Source organism: Rugamonas sp. DEMB1 (assembly GCF_029834475.1).
In the GTDB taxonomy this organism is placed as follows: Bacteria; Pseudomonadota; Gammaproteobacteria; order Burkholderiales; family Burkholderiaceae_D; genus Rugamonas; species Rugamonas rubra.
This window is the reverse complement of the sequence record NZ_CP122407.1, coordinates 1,882,898-1,897,799: the sequence shown is the minus strand read 5'-3', so window position 1 is coordinate 1,897,799 and position 14,902 is coordinate 1,882,898. Positions and strand designations below refer to the sequence as shown.

At 71.6% G+C, this 14,902-nt stretch carries 15 protein-coding genes, 1 pseudogene and 1 riboswitch; of the genes and pseudogenes, 7 read left to right on the top strand and 9 right to left on the bottom strand.

Features of this window, described 5'->3' with window-relative positions:
* Nucleotides 1-127: 127 nt before the first annotated feature.
* A complete protein-coding gene (locus QC826_RS08680) occupies nucleotides 128-1,774 on the bottom strand; it encodes a glycerol-3-phosphate dehydrogenase/oxidase (protein WP_279765223.1) in 1,647 nt (548 codons plus the stop codon).
* Entirely contained in the window at nucleotides 1,771-3,381 is a 1,611-nt protein-coding gene (locus QC826_RS08675; protein WP_279765222.1) for an FAD-binding oxidoreductase, read from the bottom strand. The genes QC826_RS08680 and QC826_RS08675 overlap by 4 nt, the downstream gene beginning before the upstream one ends.
* A gap of 123 nt (nucleotides 3,382-3,504) precedes the next feature.
* Here QC826_RS08675 and QC826_RS08670 point away from each other — a divergent pair, with 123 nt between their 5' ends.
* Nucleotides 3,505-4,572 carry an AraC family transcriptional regulator gene (locus tag QC826_RS08670; protein ID WP_279765221.1) on the top strand — a complete coding sequence of 356 codons (1,068 nt, stop codon included), beginning with the start codon at nucleotides 3,505-3,507 and terminating at the stop codon, nucleotides 4,570-4,572.
* Here QC826_RS08670 and QC826_RS08665 read toward each other — a convergent pair.
* The 5 genes from QC826_RS08665 to QC826_RS08645 form a co-directional block, all read right to left on the bottom strand.
* Nucleotides 4,569-5,012: a hypothetical protein gene (locus QC826_RS08665; protein WP_279765219.1), complete on the bottom strand. Its 444-nt coding sequence runs from the start codon at nucleotides 5,010-5,012 to the stop codon at nucleotides 4,569-4,571. The two genes, QC826_RS08670 and QC826_RS08665, sit on opposite strands and share 4 nt — an antisense overlap.
* A 27-nt stretch (nucleotides 5,013-5,039) precedes the next feature.
* Nucleotides 5,040-5,567: an SRPBCC family protein gene (locus QC826_RS08660; RefSeq protein WP_279765218.1), complete on the bottom strand. Its 528-nt coding sequence runs from the start codon at nucleotides 5,565-5,567 to the stop codon at nucleotides 5,040-5,042.
* Between the two features lie 156 nt (nucleotides 5,568-5,723).
* The gene (locus tag QC826_RS08655) at nucleotides 5,724-7,235 is read right to left on the bottom strand and encodes a cytochrome P450 (RefSeq protein WP_279765217.1); all 1,512 of its coding nucleotides are present in this window, start codon (nucleotides 7,233-7,235) and stop codon (nucleotides 5,724-5,726) included.
* Between the two features lie 53 nt (nucleotides 7,236-7,288).
* Nucleotides 7,289-7,660: a sulfurtransferase gene (locus QC826_RS08650; RefSeq protein WP_279765216.1), complete on the bottom strand. Its 372-nt coding sequence runs from the start codon at nucleotides 7,658-7,660 to the stop codon at nucleotides 7,289-7,291.
* On the bottom strand, nucleotides 7,657-8,226 hold the full coding sequence (locus tag QC826_RS08645) for a rhodanese-like domain-containing protein (RefSeq protein ID WP_279765215.1): 570 nt from the start codon (nucleotides 8,224-8,226) through the stop codon (nucleotides 7,657-7,659). Before QC826_RS08645 ends, QC826_RS08650 begins: the two co-directional genes overlap by 4 nt.
* 100 nt (nucleotides 8,227-8,326) lie before the next feature.
* Between QC826_RS08645 and QC826_RS08640 the strand changes: the two are divergent.
* Nucleotides 8,327-8,482: pseudogene (locus QC826_RS08640) on the top strand (VOC family protein); the annotation flags it as partial.
* Between the two features lie 23 nt (nucleotides 8,483-8,505).
* On the opposite strand, the gene QC826_RS08635 reads toward QC826_RS08640, so the two are convergent.
* Complete coding sequence (locus tag QC826_RS08635) at nucleotides 8,506-8,706, bottom strand: hypothetical protein (RefSeq protein WP_093387208.1); 201 nt, start codon at nucleotides 8,704-8,706, stop codon at nucleotides 8,506-8,508.
* Nucleotides 8,707-8,895: 189 nt separating this feature from the next.
* Nucleotides 8,896-9,047: riboswitch (FMN riboswitch) on the top strand.
* Between the two features lie 97 nt (nucleotides 9,048-9,144).
* On the opposite strand from QC826_RS08635, the gene ribB reads away from it, so the two are divergent.
* Nucleotides 9,145-9,801 (top strand): 3,4-dihydroxy-2-butanone-4-phosphate synthase, encoded by a 657-nt coding sequence (ribB, locus tag QC826_RS08630; RefSeq protein WP_279765214.1) that lies wholly within the window; start codon nucleotides 9,145-9,147, stop codon nucleotides 9,799-9,801.
* A gap of 9 nt (nucleotides 9,802-9,810) precedes the next feature.
* Here ribB and QC826_RS08625 read toward each other — a convergent pair whose 3' ends face one another.
* Nucleotides 9,811-11,250: an MFS transporter gene (locus tag QC826_RS08625; RefSeq protein WP_279765213.1), complete on the bottom strand. Its 1,440-nt coding sequence runs from the start codon at nucleotides 11,248-11,250 to the stop codon at nucleotides 9,811-9,813.
* Nucleotides 11,251-11,380: 130 nt separating this feature from the next.
* Here QC826_RS08625 and QC826_RS08620 point away from each other — a divergent pair, with 130 nt between their 5' ends.
* From QC826_RS08620 to QC826_RS08605, 4 genes are all read left to right on the top strand, one after another.
* Nucleotides 11,381-12,247, top strand: a complete 867-nt coding sequence (locus QC826_RS08620; RefSeq protein ID WP_279766420.1) for a LysR family transcriptional regulator — start codon at nucleotides 11,381-11,383, stop codon at nucleotides 12,245-12,247.
* A gap of 67 nt (nucleotides 12,248-12,314) precedes the next feature.
* Complete coding sequence (locus QC826_RS08615) at nucleotides 12,315-13,115, top strand: MlaE family ABC transporter permease (protein ID WP_279765211.1); 801 nt, start codon at nucleotides 12,315-12,317, stop codon at nucleotides 13,113-13,115.
* Between the two features lie 22 nt (nucleotides 13,116-13,137).
* On the top strand, nucleotides 13,138-14,124 hold the full coding sequence (locus tag QC826_RS08610; RefSeq protein ID WP_279765210.1) for an MlaD family protein: 987 nt from the start codon (nucleotides 13,138-13,140) through the stop codon (nucleotides 14,122-14,124).
* Complete coding sequence (locus tag QC826_RS08605) at nucleotides 14,121-14,834, top strand: hypothetical protein (RefSeq protein ID WP_279765209.1); 714 nt, start codon at nucleotides 14,121-14,123, stop codon at nucleotides 14,832-14,834. The genes QC826_RS08610 and QC826_RS08605 overlap by 4 nt, the downstream gene beginning before the upstream one ends.
* The last annotated feature ends 68 nt before the right edge of the window (nucleotides 14,835-14,902 follow it).

Here is a 14,902-nt window from a genome sequence, read left to right as displayed (position 1 = left end):
TTGTTCACCGATTCTGTGCCGGCCGCCGAACCCGGCGGCGGCAATCCAGGGTCAGACCCTAGGGTCTGACCCTCGCTCGACGCCGCAGGGGTTCAATCGTCGCGCGCGGCGTGCTGGCCAAAGCGCGTCAGGGCGCCGGCAGGCTGTAGTGGCTGTTCCATAATGCCAGGTAGGCGTTCTGCTCGGCGCTCCAGCGCGCGTCGCTCCAGCCCAGCTCGGGCTGGCAGATGGCGCGCACCCGCGCCATCACTTCGACGCCGCCGCCGCGCAGCTGCAGGCCCAGGCGGGTGCGGCGCAGCAGCAGGCCCTCCAGCTTTTGCACCGCCTCGCCGCGCGCGGCCCAGCGCAGCTGCGCCCAGATGGTCTCGCTGCCGGCGATGGTCTCCAGCTCGCCGTCGTGGGCGGCGTCGACCAGCGCCTGCGCCTGCAGGCCGTAGCGGCCGCGCAGCCGGGCCGCCTGGCTGACCGACAGGCGGCGGTGGTAGCGCAGCGGCGGCGGCTGGATGAACACCGGCTGCGGCTGCAGTTCGGCGTCCCAGCCGGGCAGCAGCGGCGCGGCCTTCTTCAGCGCGTCGAGGGCGATCACGCGGAAGGTGGTCAGCTTGCCGCCGGTGACGGTGAGCAGGCCGTTCTCCAGCCACAGGGCGTGTTCGCGACCCTCCTTGGACGGGTCGCTCTGGCCGCTGTCGATCACCGGCCGCACGCCGGCGTAGGTGGCGATGATGTCCCGCTCGACCAGCGCCAACTGGGGGAACTGGTCGTGCAGCGCCGCCATCAAATAGTCGACCTCGGCGCGGGTGATGGCCGCCTCGTGCGCCATGTTGTCGCGGTGGTCCACGTCGGTGGTGCCGACCAGGGTCACGCCCTCCCAGGGGAAGGCGAACACCGGGCGGCCGTCGGCCGGGTGCATCAGGCTGACCGCCTGCGCCAGCGGCAGGCGCCAGGCCGGCAGCACCAGATGGCTGCCGCGCAGCGGCCGCAGGCGCGGCTCGGCGCCGCCCTGGGCGCGCAGGCCGTCGGCCCAGGCGCCGGTGGCGCTGACCACCAGCCGGGCCCGCACCTGGTAGGTCGCCTCGGTGATGCCGTCGCGCAGGCGCGCGCCGCAGACGGCGCCGCCCTTGCCCGCCGTGGCGGCAGGCCCGGCAAGGCCTGCGGCGGCGCCGTCGGCGCGCAGCAGCTGGTCGACCGCCAGGTAGTTGACGGCCACGCCGCCGTGGCGCTGGGCCTCGTGCAGCACGCGCAGCACCAGGCGGGCGTCGTCGGTTTTGGCGTCGGCGTAGCACATGCCGCCTTCCAGGTCGGTGGTGGCGACGTTGGGCGCCAGCGCGAGGAAGTCGGCGCGCTTGTAGTGGTGGCGGGCGCGCTGGCCGGCCATCAAATCGTAAATCGCCAGGCCGAGCTGGAACATGCGCCGGCCAGGCTTGCGGCCCCGGTAGTCGCCGAAGGCGAAGCTCTGCGGTTCGACCAGGCCGGCCGCCTCGCGCAGCAGGTGCTCGCGCTCCCGCACCGATTCGCGCGTCAGGCCGAACTTGCCCTCCTTCAGATAGCGCAGGCCGCCGTGCACCAGCTTGGAGGAGCGGCTCGAGGTGCCCCAGGCGAAGTCGCGCTGCTCGACCAGCAGCGCCTTCAGGCCGCGCCGCGCCGCCTCCAGCAGGATGCCGGCGCCGGTGATGCCGCCGCCGATGATCAGCAGGCCCCAGTCGCGCGCCAGCAGCGCCGGCAGCTCGGCGCGGCCGCCGTCGGCGCCGCCGCCCCCGTTCAGGCGCGGGTTCATGGCGCCTCGCTCTCGGCCGGCAGTAGTTTGCCGGGGTTCATGATCTGCTGCGGGTCGAAGTGGCGGAACAGGGCGCGCATGGCGCCTATGCCCAGCGGCCCCTTCTCCGCCTCCAGGTAGGGCGCGTGGTCGCTGCCGACGCCGTGCTGGTGGCTGATGGTGCCGCCGTGGTCGACGATGGCCATGCTGACCGCGCACTTGAGGCTGCGCCAGCGCGCCAGGTCGTGCTCGAAGTCGCCCGCCAGGCGGTAGACGAAGGTGGTGTAGACGCTGGCGCCCTGCGTGTACAGGTGCGACAGGTGGGTGTAGGTGTGCACCTTCTCGCCGTGCTGGGCCAGGGCGGCGCCGGCGGCGTCCTCGACCGCCTGCATCATGCCGCGCACGCGCGGCCAGTCGACCGCCGTCTCCACCGTGTCGATGGCGTAGCCGTGCTGCCAGGCGGCGTTGCGCAGGTAGACGTTGCGGAAGCGGTTCTGCTTCCACTTGTCGCCCATCTTGCGGCCGATGTGCACGCCGCCGTGCGGCCGCACCAGCGCCAGCGCGTCGGCCAGCGCGGTTTTGGCGGCGCGCTTCTTGCCGCTCACGCCGATCATCAACATGCACTTGCCCTCCTTGCAGCCGCGCCAGGACAGCCAGGTCTCGAGCGCGCCGATCAGGCCCTTGTGGCCGGCCAGCGCCAGCATGGTGACGGTCTCGAGCGGGTTCGACAGGCGCAGCATCGACAGCGACAGGCCGCCCTGCACCACCGCGCGCACCGCCGCCTCGGCCTGCTCCCAGCCGGGGAAGAAGACAGCGTGGAAGGCCTCGTACTCGGCCAGCGGGGTGATGCGCACGGTGGCCTCGGTGAGGATGCCGAGCCGGCCCTCGGAGCCGAGCACCATCTCGCGAAGGTCGGTGCCGGCGGCCGAGGCCGGGAAGGTGGGCAGGTCGAGCCGGCCGGCCGGCGTCTCCACCGAGCCGCCCTTGAACATCTGCTCGATGCGGCCGTAGCGCAGCGACTGCTGGCCGGACGAGCGGGTGACGATCCAGCCGCCCAGGGTCGAGTATTCGAAGGACTGCGGGAAGTGGCCCAGGGTGTAGCCGTGGGCGCGCAGCTGCGCCTCCAGGTCGGGGCCGAAGACGCCGGCGCCGAAGCTGGCCAGCTGCGACTGCCGGTCCAGGCTGAGCATCTGGCACAGGCGGACCATGCTCACGCTGAGCACGGCGCGCGGGCCGCCCGGCGCCGTCAGGTGGCCGGCCACGCTGGTGCCGCCGCCGTGCGGCACCAGGGCCACGTCGTGTTCGGCGGCGTAGGCCAGCAGCTCGCGCACGTCCTGCGCGCTTTCGGGGAAGGCGACGCCGTCGGGCGCCGTGTCGATCTCGCCGTAGCGCAGGCGCAGCCAGTCGGGCAGGCTCTGGCCCAGCGCGTGGCGCAGGCGCACGGCGGCGGCCGTGTCGATCAGCCGCTGCGGCGCCAGGCGCGACGGCCGCAAGCGGGCGCAGGCCTGCTCGAAGGCGGCGTCCGCAATCGCCGTGCCGCTGCCGATGCGCCCTGCCAGAAAGCCCAGCGCGTCCGCGTCGAGCGCAAATTCTATCGTGTCGTCACCCCAGCCGTTCCAGCGTCTCATGGTTTTCCTGTTTGCGTTGCGGCGCGCTTGCTATACTGGCGCGCACTTGTCGATTGATGACAACAGGATAAGACCCAACCCCTCACCGGTATTGCGCATTCATGCCATTCGCCTTGTTCGATCATGCCAAGTCCGCCCCCTGAACCGCGCCACGCCGCCCGCGTGGCCGGCTCCTACCTGCTGCCGCTGCTGGAGGCGGCCGCCGCGCGCGGCGTGCCGGCGGCCGAGCTGGAACGCGGCGCCGGCCTGGCCGCCGGCGCGCTGTGGCCGCTGCCCGAGACGCTGCCGGCCGACGACTACGTGCGCCTGCTCGAAGTCGGCGCGCGGCTGGCCGGCGACGCCCACTTCGGCCTGCACGTGGGCGAGCGCTTCAAGCTGGGCACCTACAGCGTCTACGGTTTGATTTTGTTGAGCTGCCGCGACTTCGGCCACGCCTTCGAGCAGACCATGCGCTACGAGCAGCTGGCCCACGACCTGGGCCGCTCGGCGCTGCACACGGCCGACGGCCTGGCCCGCTACACCTGGCACAGCCACTACGACGCCGGCCAGCGCCACCTGGCCGACAGCGTGTTCGCCGGCATCCGCGTGTTCGGCAACTGGCTGGCCGGCCTGACCTTGCCGCCGGCGCAGCTGGAGCTGAGCCACGCCGGCGCCGGCCCGGACGGCGACGCCGAATACCTGCGCGTGCTGGGCGCGCTGCCGCGCTTCGGCGCGCCGGCCAACGTCGCCACTTTCGACGCCCAGCTGCTGGCCTGGCCGGTGCCCAACGCCGACGTCAGCCTGTACCCGGTGCTGCAGCAGCACGCCGAACAGCTGCTGGCGCTGCGCGCCCGCGCCGGCGCCGACATCCGCGTGCAAGTGCGCGGCGCCATCGCGCGCAAGCTGGCCGAGGGCCAGGTGCGCCTGGCCACCATCGCCGAGGAGTTGAAGCTGTCGCCGCGCACCCTGCAGCGCAAGCTGAGCGAGGCCGGCGCCACCTTCCAGCAGGTGCTCGACCAGGCCCGCTTCGCGCTGGCCAAGGACTATCTGCGCCAGCCGGGACTGAGCCTGGTCGACATCGCCTTCCTGCTCGGCTACCAGGAGCAGAGCGCCTTCAACCACGCCTTCCGCGAATGGGCCGGGGTCAACCCGGGCGCCTACCGCGAGCGCGGTATCGGCACCGGCGGCGGCACCGGCACCGGCGCCGGCTAGGTTTCGGCGCCGCGCAGGCGCAGGAAGGGGCCGATGCAGCGCTTGCCCTCGCGGTCCAGGCAGGACAGGAACATGTTGCCGCCGGGGTGGAACAGCAGGTAGGTGGTGCTGACGTGGCCGGGCCGGGTGATCTCGCCGCTGCAGTCGCGCTTGCCGTTGTCCTTGACGATGGTGTCGACCTGCTTGTAGTAGCCGCGCGGGTCGGGCTGGTCGGCGATCTCGAAGGAGGACTCGGCCACCTCCTGCGCGCTGGTGACCAGGCTGCTGCCGTCCGGGTGCATGCGGTAGACCTCGCGGCAGGCGCCGTCCGGCAGGGTCAGCTGCCAGGTGCCGATGATGGGGTGGTCGGCGCGCAGCGGCGCCGCCGTGGCCGCCGGCGCCAAGGCCAAGGCCGGGGCCGGGGCCAGCAGCGACAGCACTAGTCGGATACTCGGTTTCATCGCGCCTCCCCCGCTGGGTTGAACGGCCTACTGCTCGGCCGCCACCTTCATGTTGGCCAGGCCGGTCTCGAAGTCCTTGCCGATCATGCTGTCCATGCTGGTCACCAGCCCCATCAGCTTGGTGACGAAGCTGGCCGGGCCGGACATGGTCCAGGTCACCACGGTCTGCCCGCCCTGCGGCGTCAGCAGGAACTCGGTGGTGTTGTGCGACTCGAAGGGCTTGAGGAAGTCCAGCTTGATCTGCGCCCGTGTCGGCGCGGTCAGCGCGACGATCTCCATGCGGCCGGCGCCGACCTTGTCGTTGCCCTCCCAGGCGTAGACGGCACCCTGCTCGCGCGCCGCGCCGCTGAAGGTGCGCCGCATCGCCGGGTCGAGCCTCTCCCACGGCGACCAGGTGGTCCAGTTGTGGAAGTCGCTGATCAGCGGCATGATCTTCTCCGGCGCCGCCTTGATGGTGGCGCTGCGCTGGACCCGGTAGCTGTTCGGCTGCAGCGCGGCGGCGAACAACACCAGCGCGATCAAGACGACAACGGCAATGGCGGTTTTCTTGAGCATGGCTTCCTCTGCTGTCGGTGGGTGGACGGCCGGCCGGGCGACGCGGACGGTACAGCGCGCCGATGGGACAGCGGCCGGCCTAGATTAGCATGTTTTCCGGCGCGCTTAGGCGCCGCGCCGCGCCGCGTGCGCCCGCTTCGACATGGCGCAAACCGCTCAGCGCGCGCGCAGCCGCACCGGCAGCGAACTGGGCGTCATGGTGAAGGTGAAGGTCTCCTCGGCCGGCGCCGCGCCCGGCACCGGCTCGAGCACGAAATTCTTCGCCAGCATGGCCATCGCCATCTTGATCTCGGCCATCGCCAGGTAGCGCCCCGGGCAGAAGCGCGGCCCGCCGCCGAAGGGGAACAGCTTGCGCGCCGGGTCGTCGCCGGCGCCGCCGGCGCCGTCCAACCAGCGCTCGGGGCGGAACTGGTCGGCCTGCTCGAACTCGCCGCCGCGCTCGGCGCAGTGGCGCAGCAGGCAGAAGATGATGGTCCCGGCCGGCACCGCGACGTCGTCCAGCGCCATGTCGTGGTTCGGCTGCAGCGCCATGATCGGCGCCACCGGCTTCAGGCGCATCGCCTCGCGCGTCGCCGCGTCCAGGTAGCGCAGCTGCTCGAGGCCGCGGTAGTCGTCCAGCACCGCCGCCGCGCCCAGCACCCGCGCGCTCTCGGCGGCCAGCGTCTCGGCCTCGCGCGGCTGGCGCGCCAGGTAGTCGATCAGCCAGGCCATGGTGTTGGAGGTGGTGTCCTCGCCGGCGAACACCATGGTCACGGCGTTGCCGACCACCACCTCGTCGCTGAAGCCGGAGCCGTCCTCGTCGCAGGCGGCGATCAGCGCCTCGAGCATGTTCGACGGCTTCTGCCGCAGCGCCGGATCGAGCGCCATGCGGCGGCGCGCCTCGGCGATGAAGCCGAGGATGGCCTGGCGGATGCGCGCCGAGGCGGCGTCGGCCTCGCGGTCGACGGCGCGCTTGAGCAGGCCGACGCGCCAGTAGGCGATCGGAGAAGTCAGCCGCCGCGCCAGGCGCTTGAAGAGGAATTCGATGTCGCGCTGCAGCGGGTTGTCCTCGCGCTCCAGGCTGTTGAGGCCCTGCCCCATCGCCAGGCCGACGGTGACGTCCAAGGTGTAGGCCTTCAGGTCGCGCGCCAGGTCGACCGGGCGGCCGGCGGCGACGGCCGCCTGCCAGCGCAGGCGCAGGCGCTCGGTGTAGGCCACCAGCGTCGGGAAGAAGCGGTGGATCACCTCGGGCGTCAGGGCGCGCATCACCAGCTTGCGCTGGCGCCGCCACTCCTCGCCCTCGACGGTGAACAGGCCGCGCGTGCCCATCTCCTCGAGCATGCGGGCGGTGCGCGAGGGGCGCCGCATCGCCTCGGGCCGGTCGCGCAGCAGCGCGGCGATGAGCTCGCGCTCGGCCGTCACCAGCACCGTGCGGTTGAGGATGCGGAAGCGGTACAGCGGGCCGAACTCGCGGCCCCAGTCCTCCAGCACGCGGTGGAAGCGGGTCGAGTTGATCGCCCTGGCGCTGCCCATGATGGGGCTGCCCTTCGGCCCCGGCAGGTCGGCCACCTGGCGCGACGGCCGCCGCGCCGGTTCGCGTCCCCGCTCCCGCCCGCGCCGCTGCGGCTCGCCGCCGGCCAGGCCGGGCGCCGCGCCGATGCCGACTTCATCGATGCTGACTTCGTCCATCGTCTCTCCCCTCGATTCGGATCGTGCCGCCAGCAGCCGCCGTGGCGCCGGCTTCAGCCGGTCTCGATGCGGCGCTGCACCGGGTTGGCCGGGTCGCGGCTCCATTCGCACCAGCCGCCGTCGTAGACGCTGATGCCCTGCCAGTCCATCAACCAGGCGTAGAAGAACGCCAACGAGGCGCGCCAGCCGGTGCCGCAGTAGAAGGCGGTGCGGCCGGCGCCGACGATGCCGGCCTGGCGCCACTGTTCGCGGATCTCGCCGGCCGGACGCATGCGGCCGTCGGCCAGGTGGAAGGCGCTCATGCTGTTGACGTCGCCGTCCTCGCCCGCCCTGCCCCACAGCGCGCCGGGGATCTCGCCCCGGGCCGCGATGTAACTATACCCCGAAATCTTGCCAGTATGTTCACTCCAACTGCGAATACTCACCAGCGCGCCGTCGCCGCCGGCCAACAGGCCTTGGCGCCGACGGTATCGATCAGATAGTCGGGCCGCGCCGGGAACGGCGCGCCGAAGGCGGCCACGGCGTCGTGGCGGGCCGGCGGCCCGGCCTGCACGGCGTGGCCGCCGGCGCGCCACAGGGCGAAGCCGCCGTCGAGCAGGCGCACGTCGCGCACGCCGGCGTACAGCAGCAGGTGGGCGGCGCGCGCGGCGGCCAACGTGCTGCGGCCGTACAACACGACGCAGCCGTCGTGGCGCACGCCAAGGCGCAGCAACAGGCGCAGCAGCACCTGGTCGGACACCTTGTTCCACAGCGGCTCCTGCTCCAGTTCGGCCGTGTCGATGTAGCCGGCGCCGGGGATGTGCGCCTGCTCGAACAGCGCGGCGCCGCCGCAGCCCACCTCGAACAGGCGCCAGCCGGCCGGCGGCGCGGCCGCCACCGGCATGCCGGTGTTGAGCGCGGCCAGCCAGACCGGCGCGACCAGCTGGCGCCAGCGCACCAGGTCCGGGCGGAAGGCGTTTGCGCTACTATGTTGGTCGGCTGGGTGGCTCATCGGTGGACGGCGCGCGGCAGGGCCGCGCTATGGTTATCGACTGGAATGATCGACTGGAATTCTCGACTGGAATATCAACTGGAAAGGGAGTTCCATGCTGTCGCGCCCGCTGTTCGTCATCGGCGCGCCGTTCGACGCCCGCGACGGCGCGCCGGGCCTGCGGCCGGAATACCATGCGCACTACTACGGCGCCTATCTGCGCGACCCGGACGGCAACAAGCTGTGCGTGGTCTGCCACGACGCGCCGGCCGCCTGAACGGCGCCGCGCCGTCACACCGGTCAGGCCAGCGCTTCCTTGGCCGCCTCTTCCGGCGTCAGGCCGTCGTAGAACTGGTCGGTGAACCACTCGACCTCTTCCTCGATGTGTTCCTGCGCCTGCTCCTGCGTGGCGCCGCCGGCCACCAGGAAGCCCTCGACTTCGATGCACCAGTTAATCAGCGCCATCGTTTCCGGGTCCAGCTCTTCTTTTTTCTTCGCCATCTTGATACCTCTTGCCAAAATCACGCACGCCAACCGGTGCCAGCCCGTAGTGTAGCAGCTCGGCCCGGCGGCGGCGGCGAATCGGCCCGCCCGACGCCCGCCCGGGTCTAGTGGAAAACCCCTAGGCGCGCACCGGATCGGCCGAATTGCGCTAGAATTGCCCTCGCTTGCCATCCGGCAGGCACAACAATACGTCTTCGGGGCGGGGTGCGATTCCCCACCGGCGGTAAGACCGGCAACGGTCGAGCCCGCGAGCGCCCGCCGGGCAGTGTGCCGGCGGGGTCAGCAGATCTGGTGCGACTCCAGGGCCGACGGTATAGTCCGGATGAAAGAAGATGTGCGATAACGTGGTCCCCTGTCCGATGCGTCGGCGCGGGCGGCCGCGCGTATTCGCTTGCCCTGTCGCGTTTTTCGCCATTGATGCGAGGAGCGTTTCCCATGTTAGTCAGCACCAACCCGCCCTACCAACTCCACTCCACCGACCTGGAGGGCCGCATCGCCGCCGCCCTGGCCGCCATGCGCGCCGGCGTGCCGGTGATCCTGCTCGACGACTTCGACCGCGAGAACGAGGCCGACCTGATCCTCGCCGCCGAAAAAGTCACCGTCGAGAGCATGGCCCTGCTGATCCGCGAATGCAGCGGCATCGTCTGCCTGTGCCTGACCGCCGAGCGCGTGCGCGAGCTCGAGCTGCCGCCCATGGCCGCCGACAACGGCAGCCGCTACGGCACCCCGTTCACCGTCTCGATCGAGGCGCGCGACGGCGTCACCACCGGCGTCTCGGCGGCCGACCGCGTGACCACGGTGCGCGCCGCCATCGCCGCCGACGCCAAGCCGGCCGACCTAGTCCACCCCGGCCACGTCTTCCCGCTGCGCGCCACGCCGGGCGGCGTGCTGGCCCGCGCCGGCCACACCGAGGGCTCGGTCGACCTGGCCGGCATGGCCGGCCTGCAGCCGGCCGCCGTGCTGTGCGAGCTGATGAACCCGGACGGCAGCATGATGCGCGGCGCGGCGATCGAACGCTTCGCCGAGCAGCACGGCATGCCGATCCTGACCATCGCCGAGATGATCAGCTGGCGCCGCAGCCGGGGCGAGTAGGCGCTAAGCTCAGGCCTCGGGCACCGCCACCAACGGCGCCTGCGGCTTGGCCAGCTTGACGTGGCGGTACACCAGCGCCCAGGCGCCGGCATAGGCCAAGGCGATCAGGCCGAAGGCCAGCGGCAGGCGCCACCGCCAATCGGGCGCCATGTGCAGCACGCTGCCCATCATCGCCACGCCGACCAGGGCGCCGATCTGACGGTTGGCGTTCAACGCGGCGGCGGCGCTGTTGGCATGCACCCGGCCGGCCACCTGCATCACCGTCGCCGTCATGCCCGGTATCGCGATGCCGATGGCGACGTTCATCAGCATCGTCCCCAACACCAGCAACAGATAGGGCGTGTCCGGCCGCAGGAAGGCCAGCAGGGCCACGGCCATCGCCAGGCCCACGCTCAAACCATACAACATCGGCGGCCGCACGCCGACCCGCGCCGAAATCCGTCCCGACAGCAGATTGCCGGCGGCGAAGGCGGCCATCATCGGCACCAGTTGCAGCCCGGTGTGCAGGGCGTCGGCCCCGCCCGACTGCTGCAAGAATAAACTCAACAAGAACAACTGGCCGAACACGGCGAAATTGATCAGGAAGCCGACGCCGTTGGCGGCGCCGAAGGTGGCGCTGGCGAACAGCGCGCGCGGCAGCAGCGGATGGGCGCCACGGCGTTCCTGCCGCAGCAGCGCGCCGGCCGACAAGAGCGTCAACACGGCCGCCGCCAACACCGGCGCCGAGCCCCAGCCCAGCGTTGGCCCCTCGATCAGCACGAAGCTCAACGCGGCCAGTGCCAACACGCCCAGCGCGTGGCTGAGCAGGGACAGCGCGCGCTCGTGCCGTGGCGTGGCCGGCAGCAGCGTCTGCGTCAGCACGATGCCCAGCAGGCCGATCGGCACGTTCACCCAAAACACGCTGCGCCAGCCGAAGCTGTGCACCAGGATGCCGCCCACCAGCGGACCGGCCGACGAGGCGCAGCCGACGATGGCCGACCAGGTGCCCAGCATGCGGGCGCGGGTGTGGTCGTCGTCGTAGGCGTGGCTCAGCAGGCTGAGGGAGCTGGGCATGAACAAGGCGGCGCCGGCGCCCTGCAGCAGGCGCGCGGCGATCAGCGCGTTGCCGCTGGGCGCCAGCGCGCACAGCACGGAGGCGCCGATGAACAGCGCCAGGCCGCCCTGGTAGACGGTCTTCGGACCGTAGCGGTCGGCCAGCGCGCCGCCGGCCAGCAGCAGCGCGGCGAAGGTCAAGGTGTAGCCGTCGACCACCCAGACCAGGCCGGTGAGCGGCACCGCCAGGTCGAGCGAGATGTCGGACAGGGCGGTGTTGACGGCGGTGACGTCGATCATCGCCATCACGAAGCCTATCGCTAGCGTCAGCAGCACCAACAAGGCCGGCACGGCCGGCTTGGCTGCTGCTGCTGCGACGACGGGCGCGGCTGCGGGGGATTTCTGCGGGGATGTCATGGCTGTCCTATGGTGCGAGAGGTTTCAAGCCGCATGGTAGGCCGCTTGCGTGATGCAGTAAATACGCATAAGATCGGCACCCCGATGCAAAAATGCATCGGCAGCACACCACCTCGCCAGGAGCAGCGCCATCGACTGGGACAACGCCCGGATTTTTCTCGCCATCTACCGCTCCGGCACCCTGCGCGGCGCCGCCGGCACCCTGCTGATCGACCAGGCCACGGTGGGCCGCCGCCTGGCCGCGCTGGAAACCTCGCTGGGCGCCCGCCTGTTCCTGCGCACGCCGTCCGGCTACGTCGCCACCCCGGCCGGCGAGCTGGCGCTGGCCGCCGCCGAGTTGATGGAGCAGGCCGCCGACCAGCTGCAACGCGAAATGCAGGGCATCGACAACCGCTTGTCCGGCATCGTCCGCGTCGCCACCACCGACACCATGGCCAGCAGCTTCGTCATCGCCGCCCTGCAGCGCCTGCACGTGATGCACCCGGAGATCCGCATCGTGCTCAGCACCACCACGCAGATCTCCAGCCTGACCCGGCGCGAGGCCGACCTGGCCGTGCGCACGCTGCGCCCCACCAGCCCCGACCTGATCTCGCGCCACCTGACGCGGCGCGACATGGGCCTGTACGCCACCGCCGGCTACCTGCGCGAGCGCGGCGAGCCGCAGCGCGGCACCGCGCTGGCCGGCCACGACATCGTCATCTACCAAAGCAGCATCGCGCCGCGCCACCGCGAAAAGATCTGCGGCGAGCCGGTCGCCAACGCCCGCGTGGCGATGGAGGTCAACAGCGGCATGATGCTGATCGAGGCGACGCGGGCCGGCATCGGCATCGGCGAGCTGCCCTGCCACATGGCCGACCTCGACCCGCAACTGGTGCGCATCTGGCCCGAGCGGGTCGAGCATTACGACACCTGGCTGGTCATGCACAGCGACCTGAGTCGCAGCGCCCGCGTGCGCGCCGTGGCCGACGCCATCGTCGACACCTTCGCGCCGCAGTAGCGCAGTAGGAGAAAGCGGCGGCCCAGCCGGACGCCCCGGCGCCGCCCCGCAATGCTAAGATGCCAATATGATTCCATCCACATCGATCCCGGCCGCGCTGCGCCGCCTGCACCGTTCCGCCATGAGCTGGCTGGGCGGCTGGTGGCGCCTGCTGCACTTCGCCGTGCTGATGCTGGAGCTGGCGCTGATGCCGAGCAGCTACCGCCAGCCGCTGCGCCCCGCGCTGGCGCGCCAACTGGTGCAGGCCACCGCGCCCAACCTGCTGTGGTTCACCGTGCTGGCGTCATTGATCAGCCTGGTGTTGATCCGCATCGTCGTGGTCACCTCGCAAAGCTACGGCCTGTCGCGCTTCGCGCTGGAGATGGTGGTGCGCGTGCTGGTGCTCGAGCTGATCCCGCTGACCGCCGCCGCCTTCGTCGCCCTGCGCAGCACCCTGCCCACCGGCCTCGAACTGGCGCAGCGCCGCGCCGAGGGCGACTTCGGCGCGCAGGCCAGCGGCATGGCGCTGCTGCGCAGCGAATACTTCCCGCGCGTGGCGGCCGGCGTGTTCGCCGTCTGGCTACTGGCGGCGGTCAGCTGCGTGCTGACGCTGCTGCTGGCCTACCTGTCGCTGTACGGCTTCACGCCGTGGGCGCTGGACGGCTACACCCGCGTCGTCGGCCAGGTGTTCAACCCGGCCGTCGCCCTGATCCTGCTGTTGAAGATCCTGTTCTTCAGCTTCGCCGCCGGGCTGATCCCGATGGCCTCGTCCTTTTACGACGGCGCCAGCTACCGCCCCCGCGCCAGCCACGGCTTGAACGACATGGTGCGCGTGTTCGGCGTCATCCTGCTTATCGAAATCGCCTCCCTGATGGGCAACTACTACTGAGCGCGCCCGCGCGCCACCCGACATGACCGACACCACGCCCTCCCCCCTGATTGCGCCCGAGCCGCCGCCGATCCGCAACGCCGAGTTCAAGGCCGCCCTGCTGCTGGCCCTGATGGTGGCGCTGCTGCTCGGCGCCGTGCTCTACCTGATGTACGCGCGCGGCGCCTTCGAGGCGACCCAGACCCTGCTGCTGCAGGCCGACGACTCCGAGGGCGTGGTGGTCGGCATGGACGTCACCTTCGCCGGCTTCCCGGTCGGCCGCGTGCGCCGCATCGAGCTGGCCGAGGACGGCAAGGCGCGCATCGTCGTCGACGTGCCGCGCAAGGACGCCCACTGGCTGCGCACCACCAGCATCTTCACGCTGGAGCGCGGCCTGGTGGGCGGCGCCCGCCTGCGCGCCTACAGCGGCATTCCGACCGACCCGCCGCTGGCCGACGGCGCCGTGCGCGTCCTGCTGGTGGGCGACGCCGGCGCCGAGATCCCGCGCCTGCTGGCCGCCGCCAAGGAGCTGCTGCAAAATTTGAGCAACCTGACGGCGGAGAACTCCGCGCTGGAGGCCAGCCTGCGCAACGTCAAGGGCATGACCGACAAGATCAACGGCCCGTCCGGCGCCATGGGCCTGCTGGCCGGCGACGACCAACAGGCGCGGCAGCTGGTCGAGCGGGCCAACAAGCTGCTGGTGACGGTGGATGCGCTGGCCCTCAAGGCCGACAGCCTGGTCGGCAACGCCGACCGCCGCGTCTTCGGCAAGGACGGCATGATGACCGACGCCCAGGCCACCGTGGTGCAGCTCAACGCCCTGCTGGCCGACGCCCGCGCCAGCCTGAAGAAAATGGACGCGGTGCTGGTCGAGGCGCAGGCCGTCGGCGCCAACGCCAGGGTCGCCACCGCCGACCTGGGCACCTTGCGCGCCGAGGTAGAAAGCAGCCTGCGCCGGGTCGAGCAACTGGTCAACGAGATCAACCGCAAATGGCCGTTCAAACGCGACACGGAGATCAAACTGCCATGACCAGCACAACGACATGCAACGCCGCCACCACGCCAGCGCGCCTGCCTCGGCCAGCGGCGCTGCTGGCCGCACTGGCGCTGCTGGCGCTGCTGGCCGGCTGCGGCAACAACCCGCCGCTGCCGGATTGGCAAATGAACGCCCACAGCGCGCTCGACCGCGCCCAGGCCGCCTACATGGAGGGCAATGCGAAAGTGGAAGCGGCCGAGTTCAACCGCGCCCGCGCCAGCCTGGCCAGCACCGGCCAGCCCGGCCTGGTGATCCGCGCCGAGCTGCTGCGCTGCGCCGGCCACGTCGCCGCGCTGGCCTTCGACGACTGCCCCGGCTTCGAGCAGCTGCGCCCGGACGCCGGCGCGGCCGACCGCGCCTACGCCGCCTACCTGGCCGGCCGCGCCAGCGCGCAGGAGGCCGCCCTACCGCCGCCGCAGCACCAGCCGGTGGCGATGGCCGCCAACGACGCCGCCGCCGCTGCCGCGGTCCAGGCGATCGCCGATCCCTTGTCGAAGTTGGTGGCGTCGGGCGTGTTGTTGCGCGCCGGACGCGCCAGCCCGCCGGTGTTGGCGGGCGCGGTGGAGGCGGCGTCGGCGCAAGGCTGGCGCCGGCCGCTGCTGGCCTGGCTGGGTGTGCAGGCGCAGCGCGCCGAGCAGGCCGGCGACGCGCAGGAGGCCGCGCGCCTGCGCCGCCGCATCGCGCTGGCGGCCGAGCAGTCTTGATGGTTCGCCCACCGCGAATTGCCTTGCCCATGGCGAATTGAGCGTTGGCCCCGCACCCCGGCCACGGG

Bases quoted from the DNA above. Each gene is read 5' to 3' on its own strand.
- QC826_RS08680 (WP_279765223.1), bottom strand. From the start codon at position 1,774: ATGAACCCGCGCCTGAACGGGGGCGGCGGCGCCGACGGCGGCCGCGCC.
- QC826_RS08675 (WP_279765222.1), bottom strand. From the start codon at position 3,381: ATGAGACGCTGGAACGGCTGGGGTGACGACACGATAGAATTTGCGCTC.
- QC826_RS08670 (WP_279765221.1), top strand. From the start codon at position 3,505: ATGCCAAGTCCGCCCCCTGAACCGCGCCACGCCGCCCGCGTGGCCGGC.
- QC826_RS08665 (WP_279765219.1), bottom strand. From the start codon at position 5,012: ATGAAACCGAGTATCCGACTAGTGCTGTCGCTGCTGGCCCCGGCCCCG.
- QC826_RS08660 (WP_279765218.1), bottom strand. From the start codon at position 5,567: ATGCTCAAGAAAACCGCCATTGCCGTTGTCGTCTTGATCGCGCTGGTG.
- QC826_RS08655 (WP_279765217.1), bottom strand. From the start codon at position 7,235: ATGGACGAAGTCAGCATCGATGAAGTCGGCATCGGCGCGGCGCCCGGC.
- QC826_RS08645 (WP_279765215.1), bottom strand. From the start codon at position 8,226: ATGAGCCACCCAGCCGACCAACATAGTAGCGCAAACGCCTTCCGCCCG.
- QC826_RS08635 (WP_093387208.1), bottom strand. From the start codon at position 8,706: ATGGCGAAGAAAAAAGAAGAGCTGGACCCGGAAACGATGGCGCTGATT.
- ribB (WP_279765214.1), top strand. From the start codon at position 9,145: ATGTTAGTCAGCACCAACCCGCCCTACCAACTCCACTCCACCGACCTG.
- QC826_RS08625 (WP_279765213.1), bottom strand. From the start codon at position 11,250: ATGACATCCCCGCAGAAATCCCCCGCAGCCGCGCCCGTCGTCGCAGCA.
- QC826_RS08615 (WP_279765211.1), top strand. From the start codon at position 12,315: ATGATTCCATCCACATCGATCCCGGCCGCGCTGCGCCGCCTGCACCGT.
- QC826_RS08610 (WP_279765210.1), top strand. From the start codon at position 13,138: ATGACCGACACCACGCCCTCCCCCCTGATTGCGCCCGAGCCGCCGCCG.
- QC826_RS08605 (WP_279765209.1), top strand. From the start codon at position 14,121: ATGACCAGCACAACGACATGCAACGCCGCCACCACGCCAGCGCGCCTG.